A 22,082-nucleotide genomic window follows, 5' to 3' on the forward strand; every position below is an offset into this window, starting at 1 on the left:
AATAATGTTCTGATAGCAGAACTCTTACTTATACTTTTATCTTACTATTCTTTCAATTTTTACCGTTTCACCATCAATATTATACTTAAAAAAATAAAATTTAATAACATTTCCTTCTGATACTTGTTCTAGATCACCTTTACACTTAGTACAATCTAAACTAACTTTTGTCGTATCAAAAAATAGACTACTTTCTTCCTTCTCATTTAGTTCTATTAAAAGTGTATCAAAAGTTTTCTCTACAACAACCCCACTCAAATGAAACCAATGAGAATTATCATCTCCACTAGAACGCAACTCCATATTTTGACGATTCTCCTTAAAAACATTTCCTTTTACGCCAAGCACAATTAATACTATTGCAAGCAAAAGTATGATTAACAAAATCAATCGTTTCTTATCCATTAAATGTAGTCCCCGATATGTCTGTCCAACTATCAAAATCAAAATTCAAATAACGTACTGTATCCCCACATCCATCAAATACCATCAATGTATGTACTGTATTTCCAGAATTATATGCTCGCAAAGTTGCATATCCCTCTGCTGCCATTGAATGCCCCGCACGTTCTCCAGTATCACTGCTAATTATACCACAATGGACAACTGCTATATCTCCTCTATCAATGCAATTAGTGAAAAAATTATAATTGGGACTATAGTCAGTATTTTGTGTTACAGAAACATTCTTTCCAGCACAAAAGTCCACAAATCCAGGTCCAATATTGCCAATAGTTGTTGAACCATATGTTATTCCTCCACTCTCCGATGAAACTGTCGTTCCTGTTGAATCCCAAATATCCATATAATCACCTGCAATATCTGTATAATCAACAGCATTATAATATGCACCACATGCTAATAATGCACTAACTGCACATGCATAATGTCCTGTTACACTTTCTATATACGGCTCATTAAAGGAAATAAATTCTTGAAGATGATTTGTTGAAACAAGCGTGTAGTTTTCATAAACTTCAGCAACATCTAGCAAAACCTCATCCCAAGTAGCTGGGTCTTTTCCCCTACTCTCATTCAATGACAGTACTGTTTTTTCTAATGTTTACTTTAATAATATATCTTATTTCCTATTTTGTCTATATTTTTTTATGTTTATTTCAAATATTTCATTCTATTTTATTTTTATCAAACTATTTTCAAACAAATCCAAACAAAGAATCTCGGGGCAAATTTCGGTCAAATCAGGATAAATAAATATAACACTTTATATGTAAGTCAATTTTAAAAAAGCCTGTAATTCCGGGCTTTACAACACTTTGTAACACAATATAAACCAGTTCGATAATCCCTCATTCCTTTAGATAACTATAAAAACAACGAAAACCCGTTAGCACAATGCTAACGGGTTTTCGCTATTGTTGAATTCTACCAGTTCGCGGCATCTTGCTTCATCTGCCGTAATTCCTGCTATACAATTATCTGCTAACGTTTCTGCTGCCTGTCCAAGTGTCTCAACAGATTCAAATAAATTATAAAATATTACCGGTAACTACTCCATGCTCATTAAAGTTGCATTTCCAAGCACAATTGAATTGGATCAATTCATTGGACATCTGCAAAAGTTTGGGAAAACACAAACTCAGATTGTTTTCTCTACCCCGGTAGAACCCCGCGATCTGAACCTGGAACACATGGACAATCCACAATTGGGATCTGAACTTTCATAGTCAAACCTTCCCTATATTCCGATACAGCATATAATTTCAAGCCCAGATCTGTCGCCATCTCTCTTGCAAGATAAAGCCCCATGCCGGTTGGTTTCTTGCTGACATTGATATCACTGCCGGTGAAGCCTTTATCAAAAATATACGGGAGATCGCAGGCTTTTACGCCACAACCGTTATCTTCTATATAAAGTATCCACATTTTCTTCCTGTTTTCTTCTCTTTTTTCCACATGGATACGGATTTCCGGCTCTTTATCACAATATTTGACCGCATTGCTGATAAACTGTCCCAGCATAAATTCAAGTCCTCTCCGGTCACTGTAGATTTGAATCCCTTCCGGCTCCATCTGGATATCCACGTGAAATTTCTTCTCCTCCAGAAGCGGACCGTAATCTTCCAGGACTTTCCCCAGTGATTCTTTAAGATTCAGCATTTCAAACAGATAATCTTTGTGACCACCCTTTAACCTTGCATAAAATAACATCTGATCGATCGATTCCTGCATACGTGTCTGAATATATTCCAGCTTATATCCGACCGGCTCTGAAAATTCTTCTTTATGATTTCCCAGTATAAATGCAAGCAAAGATAACGGCGTTTTTACCTCATGTGACCACCCTTCAATATACTCTTCATAATCTTCTGTCTTTTTCAACAGATTTTCTTTTTCTTTTCGTTGTATTTGCAAATAGTCGAGGAGATTCTGCATCCGTTCTTTCTCTGCTTTCCCGCAGTATAGCAATAACTGTTCTGCAGTCTTTTCCTCTGGTTCCTTTAAAAATAGAGCAAATGCCTCTTCTTTTTTCTGTTCTTTCTTTACGATATAAATGCAGACCCCGGCATACATTAATACGGTCATCAATGTGAGAACTCCTGCAAGCACTTGTAACACCTGGACGTCTGCAAGCGCAAGAAATAAAATACAGATACCTTCCACACACCCTGTCAACAAAAGCCAGGGCATATATTCTGCTATTCTCTTTCCGTAGTTCTTCATCCTGTACGTTCTCCTTACATCATTTTTTTACTTTTCTTTTAATGAGTTGCCTGACATCTGCCTTTTATCACCGAATTTCCAAACGATAGCCTGTTCCCCGGATGGTTTCAATCTCTTCTTCCATATGAAGTTTCTGCATGGTTTTCTTTAATCTCGTCAGATTTACCTGCAATGCATTTTCATCGATAAAATCTATTGTATCCCAAAGTGCAATCGACAGTTCTTCTTTTGTCACGATCTGCCCACGCTTCTTAAGAAATACTTCCAGTAATTTCCCCTGATTCTTTGGCAGGACAATCGATTCATCATGGATATAAAGTGTATATGTCTGCTGATCCAGCAAAAATCTTTTCCCTTCCAGCAAATGCTTGCGGCCTTCATATCTTTTTAACACATTGGACACCCTCGCCAGAAGTCTTTCTTTCCGGCATGGCTTTGTCAGATATTCATCCGCACCCAGTTCCAGCGCACGCAATTCATCTGCCATCTGGTCTCTCGATGTCAGTACACAGACCGGCGTCGTTCCTTTATGCTTCAACTCCCGACAGATCTGGAATCCGCTCTTCCCCGGCAGATTAAGGTCAAGCAGAACGAGATCAAGAGGAGCCTTAGAAAGCTCCTCTTCCACCTTTTCAAAATCTTCTACCGCCACGACTTCATATCCGGCCTTTTCCAGTATTTCTCCTAATTCTTCACGTATGAAGACTTCGTCTTCCACAATTCCTATTCGTTTCATAAAATCATACTTTCTTTTATTCTTCTCTTTCCGGCACCATCAGATACAACAGATATCGGTCGCTGAGTTTCTTGACTTCCAGAATATAGATCAATTCTACGATCAGAAGCAGCAGGATCATCCCACTTGCACTTAAGAGCAGTACTTTCTGTGTACCTTCTCCTGTTTCCACAAACAGGGAAAATAAGCTTGCCATCGCCGGAATACTTCCGGCTGCTCCTAAGAATACCGGAATGCCAAAATACCAGTTAATCTGCTTTCTTGCGGAACGGCAGAGCGCATTGGAGGTTGCTCCGAGCCGTATCAGAGTCTGATACCGTCTGCCAATTTTCTGCTGATTTGTCAGGAACTGTACACTGATTACCGTATTTCCAATAATCAGGAAGATCACTGCCAGATAGATTGTAATATAACTTGCACATACACCGTAGAACATACGTCGTCCAAGGCTCTGCAGAAAACAGTCATACGAAATTCCGACTTTGTCAAGTTTCTGGTTCATTTCCTGATATACACGGATAAGCCCCTGTTTCTCCGTTTTTGAAGGTTTTAGCACGCCATCCAGATATGTGGTGCCCTTTCCGGCTGTCATCTGTTCATAAGCCTTGTCCGGTACGATCAGCGCAAATCCAAGTGTAATCGCGCGGTCGGCAACGATTTCTTTATTCATAACCTTTTCCCCAAGGCTCCATGTCTTTCCGTCCATTGTAACATATATATTTCCCTGTAAGGCTTTACTCATTATTTCTTTAAACTCATCGGAATAAAGTGCCGATCCAAGGTAAACTGCTGCCTGGTGATCTTTCAATGCAAGAGGCTTTTCTCCTGCCTGTTTTAACAGCTCATTATACCCGGATAATGCAATAATATGCGGTGTATCTTCCCGTTCTATCTCCATTGCAAATACATTTTCATTCGGTGTCTTTCCATCTTTTTTCAACTTGTCTACGAGTTCATCTGCGTTAAAGCCAACTACCCGGTTCTTCTTTTTCGATGGTTTACCTTCCTTATCCAGATTTTCGATCGAAGATTCTATATATCCGGTTTTAATCTGGATCAGCTTTTCAAAATCTGAGCGAAGCCCGGACTTCTGCAATTTCTCAATAGTTGTACTGACGTCCTCATTGTCATCGTCAAATGTATAATCTACGACACGCTCGCTCTGTACCGTATAACTTCTGGCAATCCCGATTCCTGCACCGAACAGGCAGAGTGCTGCGAGGATCAGAATACAGCTCACCGCCGGGACGCTGCTCTTGCGGATAAACATTTCTTCCAGCTGGCGGAATGTAAACATTCCCAGTCTCTCGTGTCGGCTGCCCCATCTGCCCAGTTGTTCCAGTATCAGCCGGAAACCATAGAATACAAGAAATACTCCGGCAATTCCAAAGACTACTGTCCGTGCAAGAATAAGAAGGTCATCCCAGATATGTCCACGGATTCCATCATAAAATGCCACAAACAATAACACGCATCCTGTCGCAAAGGCAAGCACATACAGAACCTTCGGTCTTGTTTTTCCCTGCTCTTTTGCCTGCGGATTCATAAGATTGCCGATCTCGTCCTTAACTACCGCGCCGCTTAAGAACAGGCACGCAAATAATTTTACCAGTATGAAACCGACAGCGGTTCCAATCACTGCGGCGAATGAAAATGTACTCTGATGACCGAGGATTCCAAGCCCCTCTACCTTCGCTGTGATCAGGCTGACCAGCTCGGAAATGCAGACTGCAACCGGGATTCCTGCCACAAGGATCAGTAGACTGCTCTTAATATCTTCTGTCATCAACATAAAAAACAGCCGGCTCCGGCTCATGCCCATCATACGGTACACACCAAATTCATGTTTTCTCCGCTCCATCTGGTAACGTCCCGCAAAATATACGAGAAAGAACAAAATGCATAACGATGCGCCAAACAGTATCGGAACCATTTGAAAGATTTTCTGTATAGCATCACTTTCCATCTCTTTCAGGAAAATGATCACATCCTGCTTCGGCAGTGCCAGAATCACATAAAATGCAATTACGACAACGAGAAGTGAAGCATGAAACAATCCATTTTCCCTGCGGCTTCTCTTACTGTTTCTGGAGACAAGTTTAAAGAACATTTGCACTGCCTCCTCCCAACTGCGCCAACACTTTCAAAATGCGCTCGTAAAACTCCTGCTGGGATTCTTCTGCGAAATCTCTGCGCAGCTCATGGAAGAGTACTCCATCCTGGATAAATAAAATCCGTCCGCAATAACTTGCTGCATTTGCATCATGTGTCACCATCATGATTGTTGCTTTTTTGTTGCGATTTAAACCGAAGAGTTTCTCCATCAATGCTTTTGCATTACGCGAATCCAGTGCCCCGGTCGGTTCATCTGCCAGAATCAGGTGTGGATCCATGATCAATGCTCTGGCTGCTGCTATACGCTGTTTTTGCCCGCCGGACATCTGTGTCGGAAATTTGTCCAGTACATCCTGTATCTCAAGATATTCTGCCAGTTCTTTTAACTTCTGTTCCCCTTTTTTCTCTTCATATTTATGAAGAGCCAGCGGAAGAAGAATATTTTCTCTTCCGGTAAGGTTCTCTAAAAGTTCAAAGTTCTGGAAAAGGTAACCGATCTGGCGTCCTCTGTAATCGGAAAGTTCCGCGCCTTTCAGCGAACGGATATCGGTTCCATTTACAAGAATCTGTCCTCCTGTCGGACGGATCACACTTGCCACGCAGTTAAGAAGTGTGGATTTTCCGGATCCGCTGCTTCCCATGATTCCTAAAAATTCCCCTGTCTGTACTTCTAGGCTAATTCCATCCAGTGCCTTTGTCTCATTTTTCTTGTTTCCATAATATTTACATAAAGATTCAATTTTTAAAATACTCATTCTCTGCTCTCCTTTCATTGATGTAATCATAGCATCTGTGGCTTACAAATAACACTTACAGTGAATGAAAGGTTTCGCAGGCTTTCGTTTCTGGTATTTGATAATAATATGCCTTACAGCAGATCATCCTGAATATCTTCCTCTGTCATGCGAAGTCCGACCACACTCGAAACGGGCAGTGAAAATACGATTGCCTTCTCCTTACTCTTCAATCCGGTTTTCTCCATGATTGCTTTCATAATCTGTGCTTTCTGTGAGGAACGAGTAACAATGAAGATCATTTCCTTCTCTTCCACGAGGGAAACACCAAGATATTTTCTGGCGAGCTCTGTTCCGGTTCCTTTCGCATGGACAACTGTACCGCCTCCCGCATTTGCTTCTCTTGCGGCTTCCATAACCGTATCGATATATCCCTGATTGGCAATGGCAATCATCAGTTCATAATCTGTCTCCTTCAATGCTGTTTCCTCCTCTTTTTCAAATGGCTGTTCCTGTATCAGATATTGCAGTGTCTTTTTGCCGCCTATGCTCGCAAGCGGCACTGCAAAAGCAATTCCCGTTCCCGGAACATCAATTTTCATATCAATGATCAGTCCACGTTTCAGTCGTTTCCATGTATCTCCGGTCACGATGGAGAGAAAAAGAATCTTTTCTGTTTCTTCTAATCCAAAATAATTCAGCACCTCACTGTTCGCTGTCCCTTTTCCCAGTATTTCAAAAAATACCTGCTGTTCGTGTGTCTTATAAAATTCGCGAAACTTTTTTCTTGCGCTGCGGCTTGTGATCGCAGCCATCATATATAACCGGCTCATATTTTTCCGCCTTTCTAATTCCAATAAATCGTTTCATACTGTACGCTCTCACATCTACACTCCGCTCTGGTCGGCACTAAACATGTGTCGTTGACATATAGCTCTTCAGGTATCATCATAACTCTATAATATCCATGTCGCCGTATGCTTCCAGTGGCAGTACAGGAACCGCCTCTTCGTTCTGACGTTTCTTCTCCTGATGCTGGTAAACCGCACCCAGTATCTGTATCGTGATAAGTGGTGTCATCGCAACCATTGCCACAACACCAAATGCATCTGTAACTACATTTCCGCCAATCGCTTCGCATGCTCCCTGTGCCAGAGGCAACAGAAAAGTTGCCGTCATTGGACCAGAGGCCACACCACCGGAGTCAAATGCTATCGCAGTGAAGATTTTCGGTACCCGGAACGCAAGAAGCAAAGAAACTGCATAACCCGGTATGAGAAACCAGAAAATAGAAATTCCGGTCAGTACACGGATCATTGCAAGCCCCAGTGAGACCGCAACGCCGCAGGATAAACTCAGTCCCATTGCCTTCCCAGGTATCGCACCCGAAGTCAGCTCTTCTACCTGCTCCATGAGCACATAAACTGCCGGTTCCGCCTTTACGATGAAATAGCCGATCACCATACCGATCGGTACAAGCACAAACGGATTCGGCAACCCTGCAAGTACCTGCCCCAGATAATTACCGGTTGGGAGAAATCCTACATTTGCACCTGTCAGGAACAGCACAAGCCCAATGTATGTATACAGGATTCCAATTGCAATTTTCACCAGTGTCCGCTTCATCAGATGCAAAGCCAACACCTGAAACACAAGGAAAAATACAACAATCGGAAGCAGTGATAATAGCATTTCTCTTATATAAAGTGGAAGTTCCGCTGTGAACAGTCTTCCAAGTTCTATCGAATCCTTCACATCCGGAATATGGATGCCTGCATAAACGCCACTCTCTGGGCGGTAAAGGATACCTAGAAGCAGGACGGCAAGTACCGGCCCGATTGAACAAAGTGCAACCAGACCGAAACTATCCGTTTCTGCATATTTATCACTTCGCACTGCGGAGAAGCCGACACCAAGCGCCATAATAAAAGGAACGGTCATCGGTCCTGTCGTGACTCCGCCGGAGTCAAATGCGACCGCCAGCGAATCTGCCGGCACAAAAAACGCAAGAATAAATATCACCGGATAAAACAAAAACAATAATCTGTAAAGCGCAATTCCAAATAACATACGAAGAACCGCAACCACAAGAAATATCCCAACGCCTGCCGCTACTGCAGAAATCAGAACATTGTTCGGAATAGACGGAACTTGTTCGGCAAGCACTTGCAGATCCGGCTCCGACACCGTAATAATAAATCCCAGCGTAAAACACAATAACACAATAAATGGAAGTCTCCTGGAACCGGCAATTCTCGTTCCAATTCTCTCTCCCATAGGCGTCATTGCAATCTCAGCTCCCAATGTAAAAAACATCATTCCCACAACAAGAAGAATCGCGCCCACTAAAAAAGCCATCAGAATTCCTGCCGGAATCGGAGCGATCGTAAAACTAAGCAACAGAACAATTCCTATGATCGGCAGTACAGCTTCCAATGACTCTCTTAGTTTTTCCAATAATTTTGACTGATATAACTTCAATCGATACCATACCTTTCCTTTTATTTTTTACGTTTCATGTGGATTAATTGTAACATACTCTGGTTAATTTTTCCTTAAGAAAATTTCGTTTTGTTTAAGAAAAGGAACATACTTTAGACACATTTTCCCTGTATACTAAGAGTTAGATAGTTGAAGAACACATCAACTATCACCCCCTCATAAAGTAGCACCGGTCAAGCCGGTGTGCACTTTACTCTCATTCCTTTAGATAACGATAAAAACAACGAAACCCGTTAACCGTATGGTTAGCGGGTTTTCGCTGCGCTAAAAAGGGGACGGGGCTTTTTGAGAAAAGCCCCGTCCCCTTTTTAGAAATGACCTGTCCCTTTTTCAATTTGCACCTGGCACTTTCTAGAAAATCCCCGTCCCCACTGCGCGGTGGAGTTCATCAAGGATCTCTTTTTCCACAGTCAGTGGAAAACCATCCACACTCAGTACCTGTTCTTTTGTCACGCCATCGATGCTGCCGAGATCTACGATCGCCTGCAGATAGGATTTGATTTCTTTATATGTAGGAAGTACCTGTATCTTTTCTATCTTTTGTATATATGCCGCTAATGCATATGCGCCCCAGTTGGATACGGTTGCGATAATTAGATTGTCAACTTCTACCTTGCATGGTACAAGCGCCAGTTTATCTACAATAACTTCTTTCAGATTGCCCATACCGATTTCATTTCCGCCATCTCCGACACCAAATGTCGGGATTCCGCGCTTTTTGGCAAGATCAAAAAGGATATCGGCTTTTGCTGTATTTTTCTTAATGCTTACACCGCGCATATTTGCATAATCATCTTCAATATTTTTGCCACAGCGTTCAATGGAAATCAGTGCAACCGGATCGTAATCTTCCAGAACTTCTGTATACTGTTCTACGCCATCGCAGATATGTGCATATTCTACGTCCAGATCCTCAAGTTCAAAAAATCCACGACAATATTTATCTGTTACGATGATCGGTCGGTATCCGACAGCCCGCAGTGCTTTTGCGAGTGTCATCGTTCCGAGAGGACCGTCCGTCTCTGCATGTCCCGCTACATAAAATCCGGTTGTCAGAAATATATTTCCTTTCGGAAGCTCCAGAATCTTCTCAGCCGCCCTCTTGCAGTAGAAATCGCCCATATATTTGCGCAGGATAGTCATACCGCGCTTGGAATGACGCAGTACAATATCTTCAACGGTTTCTTTTTTTATATTTACTTTTGTCTGTGCCGCCTGTGCCTGTGCTCCCACTTCTAATCTCTCCTTTATTTTTGCTGTCGTCTTCTGCCTGTTTTATTTCCCAATTACTTCTTCGATTGATGCAATCCTGATGTTTTCTGCTTCCAGCGCTTTACGGATCTTCTGAACAAATGCCAGTGCTTTCGGTCCGTCTCCGTGCACGCATACAGAATTTGCTTCAACCGGAATCTCTTTTCCGGTAATCGCTGTTACGGTTCCTTCCTTTATCATCTTGATGACACGTGCCACAGCTTCGTCTTCATCGGTGATCATTGCGCCCGGTTTGCTTCTTGCTACCAGCGAGCCGTCTTCTTCATATGCTCTGTCCGCAAATACTTCTTTTGCCACGCGAAGTCCTACTGCCTTTGCGGCTCCCATCATTTTGCTGCTACTTGGTGCAAGAAGGATAAGCTCAGGATCGACTTCTTTGATTGCTTCTGCGATTGCTGTTGCCAGTTTTTCATCTTTTCCTGCCATGTTATACATTGCACCGTGCGGTTTTACATGCTGCAGTTTGATTCCCTGTGCTGTGCAGAATGCTTTCAATGCCCCGATCTGATACTGCACCATTGCTTTTACTTCTGCCGGCGATGCTGCCAGATTTCTTCTGCCGAATCCGACCAGATCCGGATATCCCGGATGTGCGCCAACACGGACGCCCTGCTCTTTCGCAAGTGCTACGGTCTTTGCCATTACCACCGGATCGGATGCATGAAATCCACATGCTACATTTGCGGAAGAAATAAGGGGAATGACTTCCTCATCCAGTCCGCATTTATAATTTCCAAAACTTTCTCCAAGATCACAGTTTAAATCTACTGCAAACATTTTTCTTCCTTCTTTCTATGTTTCAAATCTTTTTTCAGACTACTTCCATCTATTCTCAAAACCGCACAATACTCGTGTTCTCCCATCACTGCACTGCTACGCTTTTACTCATATCATGGTGGGTGGCTCTATTAGAACCACTTTAGTACTTCAATTCTACATTCTTTACATCCGTAATCAGCATATGTCCCGGTGCATGTGTGATCACAATATCCGGTTTCACATTCATAACAACATTCTGCGGTGTTACGCCACATGGCCAGAATACCGGAACTTCTCCTTCATTGATCGTTACACTATCGCCGAAATCCGGTTTCATTACATCAGAAATACCAATTGCTTCCGGATTGCCAATCTGTATCGGTGCACCGTGTACTCTTGGCATCTCACCCGTGATCAGTGCAGATTTCACAACCTGGTCATTCGGGATCGGACGCATGCTGACTACCATATTTCCTTTGAAAATACCTGCCGGTGTGCAAGCGATATTTGTCTTGAACATCGGCACGTTACAGTTTTCCTCGATATGTCTGACCGGAATTCCTGCTTCCAAAAGTGCAGATTCAAAAGAGAAGCTGCATCCGATCAGAAAGCTCACAAAATCATCCTGCCAGAACTCTTCAATGTCGGTATACTCTCCGACAAGTTCGCCTTTTTTGTAAATGCGGTATTTTGGAAAATCCTTTGCCAGATCCACATCATCTGCGATATAGTGAAGATCTCTGCTTCCCACGTCGCTGACTTCAAGGATCGGACACGGTTTCGGGTTTCTCTGGGTAAATAAGAGAAAATCATAAGCCAGATCCTTTGGCAGGATAACCAGATTTGCCTGTGCATATCCCGCACACATGCCCGATGTCGGACATGTTATTTTTCCTTCTCGGATCAGTCTTCTGACCTCTGCCGGTTTCAAATCACTGTAATTTACTGCTTCACTCATCTTTACCTTTCCCCGCTTTCTGTTTTCCATATCTTTGCTGCTTCATCTAACGAAATTTTCTGAAATCTCACCTGATCCCCCGGCTTGCCCTGTACCAGTTTCGGGATATCAAAAGAACACACTGTAGCAATCTTTGCATATCCTCCGGTTGTCTGACGGTCTGCAAGTAGAATGATTGGTTTTCCATTTGTCGGAACCTGAATGGAACCAAGTGCAATTCCATCGGAAATAATATCCGTTCCGTTTACACTTTCAATCGGTGCACCTTCCATCCGGTAGCCCATCCGGTCACTCTGATCAGATATCGTATACGTTTCATTGTAAAATGTTTTCTTTCCCGCCTCGGTAAAATACTCTTCCTGCGGTCCTTCGATCACACGGACAGTGATTGGTGATGTATATACATCCGGCTCTGCCATCCGGTCTTTCAGTGCTTCATAACTTCTGCCATTTTTGCCAATTTCAAAAATATCTCCGGCTACCAGCGCTCTTCCTTCGTAACCACCCATCTTACACTTCAGATTTGTTGAACGGCTTCCGAGCACAACCGGAACATCAATACCACCGGCGAAAGCTACATAAGTTCTGCAGCCTGCAGTCACCATTCCAAGAGATAAGATATCTCCGGCTTTCACCTGGTATGCACGGTACATTTCTGTCGGTTCCTCATTTATCTTTACGTCCATTGTTGCTCCTGTAACAGCAATGACTGCATCTTCCGTGAATTCCATCGTTCCGCCGAACAAAGTTACTTCCAGTACGGCTTCTCCGTTTTCATTTCCCACAAGATAATTGGCCTTCTTATAAGAAACTTCGTCCATGACTCCGGATGTCCCGATACCGGAATTCATATATCCGTATCTGCCCGCATCCTGTACTGTTGTAAGCGGTCCCGGAATAACAACTTTTACTGACATCCTTCATCACCTTCTTCCACAACCTCTACCTGATACTCTCCTTTTACGATCATGTGACGGATATCGTAGTAATCGCCAATCGTGATCGGTACAAAACGGATATATTCTCCTGCTTTACAGAGGATCGGATCTTCTCTGTACGGATCATAGAAATCAACCGGTGTACCACCCATCAGTCTCCATCCTCCCGGTGAAGCCAGCGGATAGACTCCTGTCTGATTGCCACCGATGCCGACAGCCCCCGGAAGAATCCTTACACGCGGACTTTTCAGTCTTGGCATTTCAATTCGTTTATCCAGTCCACCAAGATAAACAAACCCCGGCAGGAATCCCATCATATAAATTTTATAATCAACGGAACTATGGATCTTTATGATCTCGTCACGATCCAGTCCGGTATGTTTTTCCATATCTGCAAGATCCAGTCCGAATCTTGCTCCATAACAACACGGAATTTTTAAAATCCGTTTCTTCTCTGTTGTCTTCCCAATCAATTGTCCGGTCAGCTCTGCTGTCTGCTTCCTTACATTTTCAAAAGAGGTAATTGCCGGATCATAGTAAATCATCAGAGAACGAAACGTTGGTACCATTTCCTGTACACCCGGAATCCGAGTTTCTGCAATTCTCGCTGCCAGCGCATGTACTTTGTCATTGATCGCAGGATCGATCTGATTGCCAAATTCCACAACCAGCGCCCGGTCCCCTGCCGGCATATATTTTATTTCTCCCATGACTTCACCTTCTCATTTATTTATCTGTTGCTTTGTAAAATTCATCCAGAACTGCTACACGGATCTTCTCCAGAAGTTCCGGTGCCTTTCCGCCAACCGGCTTGCCATCGATCTCATTTGCATGCAGACATAAGTTGCTGGAGCTGGATACGATAACTTCATCTGCGTTGAACAGATCATCCAGTGTGTACGGTGTCTCGCTTACCGGAATCTCCAATTTCTTGCAGGCTTTGATAATATGTGCTCTTGCAATACCTGGAAGAATCAGGTTGTCAGTCGGTGCTGTTACCAGTTTGCCATCTTTAATAATATGGACATTACTATGTGCACATTCTGTTACACGTCCACCCGGTCTGTAGAATACACATTCCTGACATCCGGCTTCTTTTGCTTTCTGTGTCGCAACTACAGAAGGAATTAAGTTCAATGTTTTGATATTACAATGGAAGAAACGTGTATCTTCTCTTGTGATCAGCTTGATTGGCTTCGTTCCATCGGAAATTTCTGCCGGTTTCAGCATAATCCATAAGTTTCCAGGACCCTCTGTATATGCATGATCACGGATACCGGTTCCTCTTGTGACCTGATAGTAAACAAATAAATTACCTGTATCCATTTTATTTACCATTTCCTGAAGGAGTTCTTTCAACTCTGGCTTTGTTACCGGCATTTTAATGTCCAGAAGTCCCGCACTGTTAAAGAATCTGTCGATATGTTCATCAATTGCGAAAATCTCATAATTTCTGGACGGACCTGCATCGTATACACCATCTCCAAACCAGCTGACACGGTCGTTCATCGGGATTGTCATCTCATCCAGTTCGCCGTATTTGCCATTGTAATAACCTAAAGTTTTCATTGTAAATTCCTCCTTCTCCTGACCTTTTTACACTAAAAAAGGCGCACAAACTCATGTTTGTGACGCCTTCGTCCTGTACGCTCTATTAATTTCATCTACATTTTATGCTCACCCATTAGTTTTGTCAATGGGTTTTACTTAATTAAAGTGATAAATTTTCTTCCATCCATAAATACAGATCTTCAAATACCTGACTGCGGTCTGTTTCATTCAGGATCTCATGCCTGTCATCCTGATACAGCTTCATCTCTACTTTTTCAAATCCGGCATTCTTGTACTTGTCATATACTTTCTGTACTGCTTTTCCAAAATCTCCAACCGGATCGTCTGCACCGGATACAAAGAATATCGGCAAATCCTTCGAAATCTTCTCTATGCTCTCTTTGCGGGCAAGCACTTTCATTCCTTCAAACATCTGATAATAACCGCCAACCGTAAACTGGAAAGAGCAAAGTGGATCTTTCTCGTATTTTCTGCGCACATCCAGATCTGAACTGATCCAGTCTGTTGCTGTTACTGCCGGATGAAATTTCCTATTATAATTACCAACGCTCATCTTATGCACAAGCGGGCTGTGATAATGCCAGCCTCTTGCTGCCGCAAGCCCTTTGCAGAGCTTCTGCCCCATGTTCAATTCCGCCATGCTGTGTTCACCGGTTCCCATGATGATCGCACCGGCAAGTCCATCAGCATACATCGTCAGATACTGACGAAGCAAAAATGAACCCATACTGTGTCCCAGCATAAAATATGGTAGATCCGGATAATTCTTCTCACCGACTCTGCGGACTCTGTGGATATCTCCGATTACATAATCGTTACCGTATTCTTCCGGGAAATGTCCGTATTCTTCCGGCTTTGCTGCAGTCTTTCCATGTCCCAGATGGTCGTGCCCAATCACAAGATAACCATGTCCGTTTAAGTATCTGGCAAATTCATCGTAGCGGTCTATATATTCTACCATTCCGTGACAGATCTGGAGGATCGCACGCACTTCACCTTCCGGAATCCAGATGATTCCATGTGAGCGCGTCCTCCCTTCTGCACTTAAAAAGCTGAAATCTTTCTTCATTTTATATCAACTTCCTTCTCCTAACGATCTTCCATTTTTACATATTCTTTGTAGGAAGCCAGTGGCTTATACGCCGGACGGATAATCTTATCCGCATTCTTTAACTCTTCCAGACGGTGTGCACTCCAGCCGACAATACGTGCCGCCGCAAAAATCGGTGTGTAAAGTGCCGGAGGAAGATCCAGCATACTGTAAACCAGTCCGCTGTAAAAATCTACATTGGCATTAACACCTTTGTAAATCTTACGCTTCTGTGCGATCACTTCCGGAGCCAGACGTTCTACAAGCGCATACAGTCCGTATTCTTTTTCACAGCCTTTTTCCTCTGCAAGCTGTTTTACAAATTTTTTGAAAATGTCTGCACGCGGATCTGAAACAGAATAGATTGCATGTCCCATTCCGTAGATCAGACCTTTCTGGTCAAATGCTTTCTTCTCCAGCAGATCATTTAAATACTGACGTACTTCATCTTCATCTTCCCAGTCTGATACATGCGCTTTCATGTCTTCAAACATCTTCGTTACTTTGATATTCGCACCACCGTGTTTTGGTCCTTTTAACGAAGCCATCGCTGCTGCCATCGTTGAATAAGTGTCCGTTCCGGAAGAAGTTACAACGTGTGTCGTAAATGTTGAGTTATTACCACCGCCGTGATCCATATGCAGAACCAGAGCCATATCAAGGAGCTTCGCTTCCAGTTCTGTGTATTTACGATCCTCACGGAGCATCATCAGAATATTTTCAGAAGTAGACAGATCCGGTGATGGCGCGTAAATAAACAGGTCATCGCCCATACGGTAATTATATGCATGATAGCCGTACACCATCATCATCGGGAACTGGCTGATCAGGTTCAGACACTGTCTTAATACATTCGGGATACTTGTATCATCCGCTTTGCGGTCGTAAGTATACAGATTCAAAATACATTTCGCCAGCGTATTCATCATGTCCTGGCTCGGCGCTTTCATAATGACATCACGCACAAATGTCGGCGGCAATGTCCGGCGCTCTACGAGTGTCTCATGGAACATCTCCGACTCTTTTATATTCGGAAGCTCGCCAAACAACAACAGATATGCGATCTCTTCAAATCCAAAATGTCCGTCCTCTAAAAATCCACGCACCAAGTCTTTGATGTTATATCCACGGTAATACAGATTACCTGCACACGGAACTTCTTTGCCGTCCACGATCTTAGTCGCACAGACATCGGAAATATTAGTAAGGCCGGCAAGTACTCCTTTTCCATTCACATCACGGAGTCCGCGTTTTACTTCGTATTTGCTGTACAGGTCTTTTTCTATTGTCGTATTCTTCTCACACAGTTCTGCGAAATGCTCAATCTCCGGTGTGATCTCGAACAGTGCATATTTGTTTTTTTTCTCCATGCGCATCATCCTTTCTTTGTTAATATCTTTGTTTTTCAATCCACAATTGTTTTTTTCTGCAACAAATTTATTGTTTTTTACCATTTATATGATGTCAGAAACCACAATGCAATTACACCAGAGTGATTTTATGACTTAATGGCCCGCCCCGATATGAGCATAAACAGGAAGCATAAGCTTCACGATATACGATTATGCAGATAATTATAAATTTCATTGCTCAGTCTTGCAAATTCCTCCAGTGATAGTGCCTCTCCTCTGACGCTTGCGCCTTTGCCTAACGTCTCGATTGCTTCTGCGATCACTTCTTTCGGGAGATCCCATTTGCCTGCATTTTTCAAACCATTGGCAAGTGTCTTCCGCCGCTGGTTGAAAGACGCTCTGATAATATCAAACATCAGCTTCTCATCTTCTACTTCCACCGGAGGTTCAGCATGTCTTGTCAGACGGATGACTGCTGAGCCTACCTTCGGTCTTGGCATGAAGCAGTTCGGTGGGACATTTGCAACAATGTACGGGTCTGCATAATATTGCACCGCCAGTGACAGAGCACCGTAATCCTTGTTACCCGGTCCGGTCTGCATACGGTCTGCCACTTCCTTCTGTACCATGACCGTAATGCTCTGAAGCGGAACATGATTTTCAAAAAGTCCCATAATGATCGGTGTCGTAATATAATATGGCAGATTCGCAACCACTTTAATCGGTTTTCCTCCGTTCTGCTCCTCTACGATCTTCGCAATATCAAGCTTCAGAACATCCTCGTTGATAATCTGAACATTTTCATATTCATGCAGTGTATCCGCAAGAATCGGAATCAGATTTTTATCGATCTCAACCGCAATGACCTTGCCGGCTGCCTCTGCCAGATATTGTGTCATCGTTCCGATCCCCGGTCCGATCTCCAGCACCATGTCTTCTTTTGTAATCTCTGCGGAATAAATAATCTTATCCAGCACATGTGTATCGATCAGAAAATTCTGTCCGAACTTCTTCTGAAAATTAAATTTATATTTCTGTAATACTTCAATTGTATTCTGCGGATTTCCCAGATCTGGTTTTGCCATTTTCTCACTTCTCCCTGAATTTTAGGTATTTTCTAATTATACAATAAGTTTTGTCTTAATGATATACCCAAAATCGAAAATAGTCTTAAGAAAATATAAAGAAAACTCCGAAAATATATGGAAAAATTAAAATATAGCGAAATACATATAGAAATGCAGAAAAACAGGTAGCAAAAATCCAACCGGGAATTTCCTGGTTGGATTTCATAAAATTAATTTATTTGTACTTAATAAAGTTCACTATCGCTGATTCATTGCAAATAATGTCTTACACGTCCAGACCATACATGACGCATGCATATTCTTTATGCATCCAGACCATACCTGATGCGTACATATTCTTTATGCATCCAGGCCATACATAATGCGTACATATTCTTTATGCATCCAGACCATACATGGCACGTGCATTTTTCTCTGTCTGTGCAACAACTTCTTCATATGAGATCTCTTTGATCTCTGCGATCTTTTCCGCTACATATTGGATATATGCAGACTGGTTTCTCTTGCCACGGAAAGGCTCCGGTGCAAGATACGGGCAATCCGTCTCCAGCACGATTGAAGTAAGCGGAATCTCCGCGACTGTCTCTTTTACTTTTTTCGCATTTTTAAAAGTAACGACACCGCCGATGCCGATGTAAAAGCCCATTTTCACATACTCTTTTGCCATTTCTTTAGAATAAGAGTAGCAGTGAATCACACCATTTAACCCCTGCGCATGCCCCTTCATGATCTCCATCGTATCTGCCGCAGCTTCCCGGCTGTGGATCAACACCGGAAGATTATGCTTACGTGCAAGTTCAAGCTGACGGATAAACCATTCTTTCTGCAGATCATGAGATTCATGATCCCAGTAATAATCCAGTCCAATCTCGCCGACGGCAACAACCTTTTTCTGATCCAAAAGCGCTTCCATCCGTACAAATTTCTCTTCATCCAGCGCACCGACTTCATCCGGATGTACGCCGACTGCGGCATACATAAACGGATATTTTTTCACCATTTCTGTCACACGTGCACAGGACTCATAAGTTGCCGACACATTGACGATCGTGCCGACACCATTTTCTTCCATGGACATCAGCAATTCTTCTCTGTCTACGTCAAACTGCTCATCATCATAGTGCGCATGCGTATCAAAAATCATCATCTTACAGTAACTCTTTTCTGAGTTCTTCCGGTGTCTTCTGTGACAGCATTGCCGGTGCGATGTCAAATACAGATTTTGCTCCGCTCTCTCCGGCTTTGGAAAGTCTGTAAGCTGCTCTTGCATAACAGATCAGAACACTTGCTGTAAATTCCGGGTTGGAATCCAATTTCAGAGAATATTCGATCACGTGTTTATTTCCTTCTGTTCCTGTCTCTCCGCTGCGGATAACAAAACCACCGTGTGGCATCTTACTGTGATTTTTCTTTAACTCTTCTTCTGTGATAAATGTTACAGTTGTATCATACTCATCGAAGTAGTTTGGCATTGTCTTGATTGCCTCTTCGATTGCTTTTAAGTCAGCTCCCTCTTCCGGAACAACATAACACTCACGAAGATGTTTGTCTCTTGTTGTCAGCTCCGGCTCACTTCCGGTTCTTACTTTCTCTACTGCATCCTCGATCGGTACAGTATACTGGATACCATTTTTTACACCTTCAATACGGCGGATTGCATCAGAGTGTCCCTGGCTGACACCTTTTCCCCAGAAAGTATAAGTGCTTCCCTGTACCAGAATGGATTCTGCATACAGACGGTTCAGTGAGAACATTCCCGGATCCCAGCCAACAGAAATAATACTTACATTATTTCCTGCTTTTGCTGCAGCATCCACATTTGCAAAATACTCCGGAATCTTTGCGTGTGTGTCAAAACTGTCAATAGTACAGAAGTTCTTAGCAACTTCCGGTCCCATAACCGGCAGATCTGTTGCAGAACCACCACACAGAACCATAACATCGATATCTTCTTTCATAGATACCATATCATCAAAATGTTTTACTTCTGCGCCTTCTGTTTTAATAGAAACTGTCTTCGGATCTCTTCTTGTGAATACAGCCTTCAGTTCCATATCATCGTTACGCGCGATTGCCTGTTCTACACCACGTCCAATATTTCCATATCCTACAATACCAATTCTAATTTTTTCCACAATTCTGTCTCCTTTTCCACATTTTATTTATCCACATCCGTGGGATAATTTAATTGGGGACGGGGCTTTTCGAGAAAATCCCCGTCCCCAATTAAATATTAACAGATTTCAGCACCTGCCGGCATATCTTTTTCTGGTGATACAAGTGCCAGATTGCCATTGGCGTCTTCTGCACAGAGTAACATTCCTTCAGATAATACGCCTGCAAGTTTTGCCGGTTTTAAGTTTACAAGTACCATAACTTTCTTGCCGACCATCTCTTCTGCACTATAATGTGCTTTGATTCCGGAAACAATCTGTTTTACTTCGCTTCCGACACGCACCTGTGAGCAGAGAAGTTTTTTGGATTTCTTCACTTCTTCGCAGGAAATGATTTCTCCTACCTGGAACTGCATTTTACCGAAATCTTCAAATGTGATCTCTGGTTTTGCTTCGATATCAATCACTTCCTCGTCAGAAACTTCTTCTTTCTCTTCTACATGTGGATGCAGTTCTTCTACTCTCTTCATCACTTCGTTGATGTCCTGTCTTGCGAACAGAATCTCCGGCTTGTCTGTAACTTTTCCGTCACCTAACTGTGCGAAGATTTTCTCTGCTGTTTCCGGCATGAAGGATGAAAGTAATCCTGCACCAACCTTGATACTTTCGATCAGATTTGCAAGAACAGTTTCAAGACGGTCTTTCTTGTCTTCTTCTTTTGCCAGTGCCCAAGGCATTGTTTCATCGATGTATTTGTTACAGCGTTTGAAGAGTGTGAAAATCTCTGTGATTGCATCTGCTACACGCAAGTCATTCATCTTCACATCAACGTTCTTCGGTGTGTTCTCTGTAACTGCTTTCAGATCTGCATCGATTGCAGCACCTTCTTCATCTAATGTCACATTTTTATTTGTAACAACGCCGCCGAAATATTTATTTGTCATGGAAATCGTTCTGTTTACCAGATTTCCTAATGTATTTGCAAGATCAGAGTTAATACGCTCTACGAGCAGATCCCAGGAAATGACTCCGTCATTTTCGAATGGCATCTCATGCAGTACAAAATAACGGATCGCATCTACGCCAAAGAAATCTACCAGTTCATCTGCATATAATACATTTCCCTTGGATTTACTCATCTTACCGTCACCCTGTAATAACCACGGATGTCCGAATACCTGTTTCGGAAGCGGCACACCAAGAGCCATCAGGAAAATCGGCCAGTAAATAGTATGGAAACGAATGATATCTTTACCGATCAGATGCAAATCCGCCGGCCAATATTTATTAAAGCGCTCAGAATTATTTCCGTCGCAGTCATAACCGATTCCTGTGATATAGTTTGTCAGCGCATCCAGCCATACATAAACAACATGTTTCGGATCGAAATCTACCGGGATTCCCCATGAGAACGAAGTTCTGGATACACACAGATCCTGCAATCCCGGAAGAAGGAAGTTGTTCATCATTTCATTTTTTCTTGCTACCGGCTGGATGAATTCCGGATGTGTATTGATATGCTCGATCAGGCGGTCTGCATATTTACTCATTTTGAAGAAATAAGCTTCTTCTTTTGCCGGTTTTACTTCTCTTCCGCAGTCCGGGCATTTGCCATCTACTAACTGGGATTCTGTCCAGAAAGACTCACATGGTGTACAGTAAAGTCCTTCATAAGAGCTTTTGTAAATGTCTCCCTGATCGTATAATTTCTTGAAAATCTTCTGTACCTGTTTCTCATGATCTTCATCTGTTGTACGGATAAATTTATCATAAGAAGTGTTCATCAGATCCCAGATTTCTTTTACTTCTCCGGCAACTTTGTCAACGTATTCTTTTGGTGAAATACCTGCTTCTTCTGCCTTTAACTCGATCTTCTGACCATGCTCGTCTGTTCCTGTCTGGAAAAATACATCATAGCCCTGACTTCTCTTATATCTTGCGATCGCATCTGCGAGTACGATCTCGTAAGTATTACCAATGTGCGGTTTGCCGGAAGTATAGGCAATCGCTGTTGTAATATAATATTTTGGTTTGTCCATGTTTTCCTCTCCTTTTGCTTTTAGATAATTATGAGTTTGTGCAAGCACAGTGTGACGACTTCAACTTTTTTTACCTTCGGATTGCTCCGTGCTTTCGCACTCCCGCAATGCGATGGATGACTTCAACA

Annotated in this window: 20 protein-coding genes and 2 pseudogenes; 1 reads left to right on the forward strand and 21 read right to left on the reverse strand. The window is 42.7% G+C overall.

The features are described from left to right. Positions 1–36: 36 nt before the first annotated feature. From DW125_RS09100 to DW125_RS14490, 3 genes and pseudogenes are all read right to left on the reverse strand, one after another. Positions 37–405 (reverse strand): hypothetical protein, encoded by a 369-nt coding sequence (locus DW125_RS09100; RefSeq protein WP_004844112.1) that lies wholly within the window; start codon positions 403–405, stop codon positions 37–39. Continuing rightward, positions 398–1,039: a hypothetical protein gene (locus DW125_RS09105; RefSeq protein ID WP_242992940.1), complete on the reverse strand. Its 642-nt coding sequence runs from the start codon at positions 1,037–1,039 to the stop codon at positions 398–400. Before DW125_RS09105 ends, DW125_RS09100 begins: the two co-directional genes overlap by 8 nt. Positions 1,040–1,384: 345 nt before the next feature. Further along, positions 1,385–1,507: pseudogene (locus tag DW125_RS14490) on the reverse strand (lyase family protein); the annotation flags it as partial. Between DW125_RS14490 and DW125_RS14495 the strand changes: the two are divergent. Beyond that, positions 1,500–1,688, forward strand: a pseudogene (locus tag DW125_RS14495) (Lrp/AsnC ligand binding domain-containing protein); the annotation flags it as partial. The pseudogenes DW125_RS14490 and DW125_RS14495 overlap by 8 nt on opposite strands. On the opposite strand, the gene DW125_RS09115 reads toward DW125_RS14495, so the two are convergent. From DW125_RS09115 to metG, 18 genes are all read right to left on the reverse strand, one after another. Then, positions 1,615–2,685, reverse strand: coding sequence for a sensor histidine kinase (locus DW125_RS09115; protein WP_117537931.1), 1,071 nt, complete (start codon positions 2,683–2,685; stop codon positions 1,615–1,617). The pseudogene DW125_RS14495 and the gene DW125_RS09115 sit on opposite strands and share 74 nt — an antisense overlap. 67 nt (positions 2,686–2,752) lie before the next feature. Further along, positions 2,753–3,421 (reverse strand): response regulator transcription factor, encoded by a 669-nt coding sequence (locus DW125_RS09120; RefSeq protein ID WP_117537932.1) that lies wholly within the window; start codon positions 3,419–3,421, stop codon positions 2,753–2,755. A gap of 16 nt (positions 3,422–3,437) precedes the next feature. Beyond that, a complete protein-coding gene (locus DW125_RS09125) occupies positions 3,438–5,531 on the reverse strand; it encodes an ABC transporter permease (protein ID WP_117537933.1) in 2,094 nt (697 codons plus the stop codon). Next, positions 5,521–6,291 (reverse strand): ABC transporter ATP-binding protein, encoded by a 771-nt coding sequence (locus DW125_RS09130; protein WP_021860610.1) that lies wholly within the window; start codon positions 6,289–6,291, stop codon positions 5,521–5,523. The genes DW125_RS09125 and DW125_RS09130 overlap by 11 nt, the downstream gene beginning before the upstream one ends. A gap of 113 nt (positions 6,292–6,404) precedes the next feature. After that, positions 6,405–7,103 carry a P-II family nitrogen regulator gene (locus tag DW125_RS09135; RefSeq protein WP_117537934.1) on the reverse strand — a complete coding sequence of 233 codons (699 nt, stop codon included), beginning with the start codon at positions 7,101–7,103 and terminating at the stop codon, positions 6,405–6,407. A 115-nt stretch (positions 7,104–7,218) separates the two neighbouring features. Next, positions 7,219–8,751 (reverse strand): DUF1538 domain-containing protein, encoded by a 1,533-nt coding sequence (locus DW125_RS09140; protein WP_117537935.1) that lies wholly within the window; start codon positions 8,749–8,751, stop codon positions 7,219–7,221. Positions 8,752–9,123: 372 nt separating this feature from the next. Beyond that, positions 9,124–10,005, reverse strand: coding sequence for a DUF4392 domain-containing protein (locus tag DW125_RS09145; RefSeq protein ID WP_242992942.1), 882 nt, complete (start codon positions 10,003–10,005; stop codon positions 9,124–9,126). A 42-nt stretch (positions 10,006–10,047) separates the two neighbouring features. Next, complete coding sequence (locus DW125_RS09150) at positions 10,048–10,821, reverse strand: LamB/YcsF family protein (protein WP_117537936.1); 774 nt, start codon at positions 10,819–10,821, stop codon at positions 10,048–10,050. 142 nt (positions 10,822–10,963) lie between these two features. Next, on the reverse strand, positions 10,964–11,761 hold the full coding sequence (locus tag DW125_RS09155; protein ID WP_021860599.1) for a putative hydro-lyase: 798 nt from the start codon (positions 11,759–11,761) through the stop codon (positions 10,964–10,966). Between the two features lie 2 nt (positions 11,762–11,763). Continuing rightward, positions 11,764–12,678: a biotin-dependent carboxyltransferase family protein gene (locus DW125_RS09160; protein WP_117537937.1), complete on the reverse strand. Its 915-nt coding sequence runs from the start codon at positions 12,676–12,678 to the stop codon at positions 11,764–11,766. Beyond that, positions 12,669–13,409 carry a 5-oxoprolinase subunit PxpB gene (gene pxpB, locus DW125_RS09165; RefSeq protein ID WP_021860597.1) on the reverse strand — a complete coding sequence of 247 codons (741 nt, stop codon included), beginning with the start codon at positions 13,407–13,409 and terminating at the stop codon, positions 12,669–12,671. Before pxpB ends, DW125_RS09160 begins: the two co-directional genes overlap by 10 nt. A 16-nt stretch (positions 13,410–13,425) precedes the next feature. After that, a complete protein-coding gene (locus tag DW125_RS09170; RefSeq protein ID WP_117537938.1) occupies positions 13,426–14,268 on the reverse strand; it encodes an aminotransferase class IV in 843 nt (280 codons plus the stop codon). Between the two features lie 142 nt (positions 14,269–14,410). Next, the gene (locus DW125_RS09175) at positions 14,411–15,340 is read right to left on the reverse strand and encodes an alpha/beta fold hydrolase (protein WP_117537939.1); all 930 of its coding nucleotides are present in this window, start codon (positions 15,338–15,340) and stop codon (positions 14,411–14,413) included. A 20-nt stretch (positions 15,341–15,360) separates the two neighbouring features. Next, positions 15,361–16,731, reverse strand: a complete 1,371-nt coding sequence (locus tag DW125_RS09180) for a citrate/2-methylcitrate synthase (protein WP_021860594.1) — start codon at positions 16,729–16,731, stop codon at positions 15,361–15,363. Between the two features lie 179 nt (positions 16,732–16,910). Further along, the gene (gene rsmA / locus DW125_RS09185) at positions 16,911–17,798 is read right to left on the reverse strand and encodes a 16S rRNA (adenine(1518)-N(6)/adenine(1519)-N(6))-dimethyltransferase RsmA (protein WP_021860593.1); all 888 of its coding nucleotides are present in this window, start codon (positions 17,796–17,798) and stop codon (positions 16,911–16,913) included. 379 nt (positions 17,799–18,177) lie between these two features. Beyond that, positions 18,178–18,945 (reverse strand): TatD family hydrolase, encoded by a 768-nt coding sequence (locus DW125_RS09190; protein WP_117537992.1) that lies wholly within the window; start codon positions 18,943–18,945, stop codon positions 18,178–18,180. 4 nt (positions 18,946–18,949) lie between these two features. Next, a complete protein-coding gene (locus DW125_RS09195; RefSeq protein WP_021860591.1) occupies positions 18,950–19,936 on the reverse strand; it encodes a diaminopimelate dehydrogenase in 987 nt (328 codons plus the stop codon). A gap of 98 nt (positions 19,937–20,034) precedes the next feature. Then, positions 20,035–22,002 (reverse strand): methionine--tRNA ligase, encoded by a 1,968-nt coding sequence (metG, locus tag DW125_RS09200; RefSeq protein WP_278336572.1) that lies wholly within the window; start codon positions 22,000–22,002, stop codon positions 20,035–20,037. Between the last annotated feature and the right edge of the window lie 80 nt (positions 22,003–22,082).

The sequence above is a fragment of the Dorea sp. AM10-31 genome, from assembly GCF_003435815.1.
GTDB lineage: Bacteria > Bacillota > Clostridia > Lachnospirales > Lachnospiraceae > Dorea_D > Dorea_D hominis.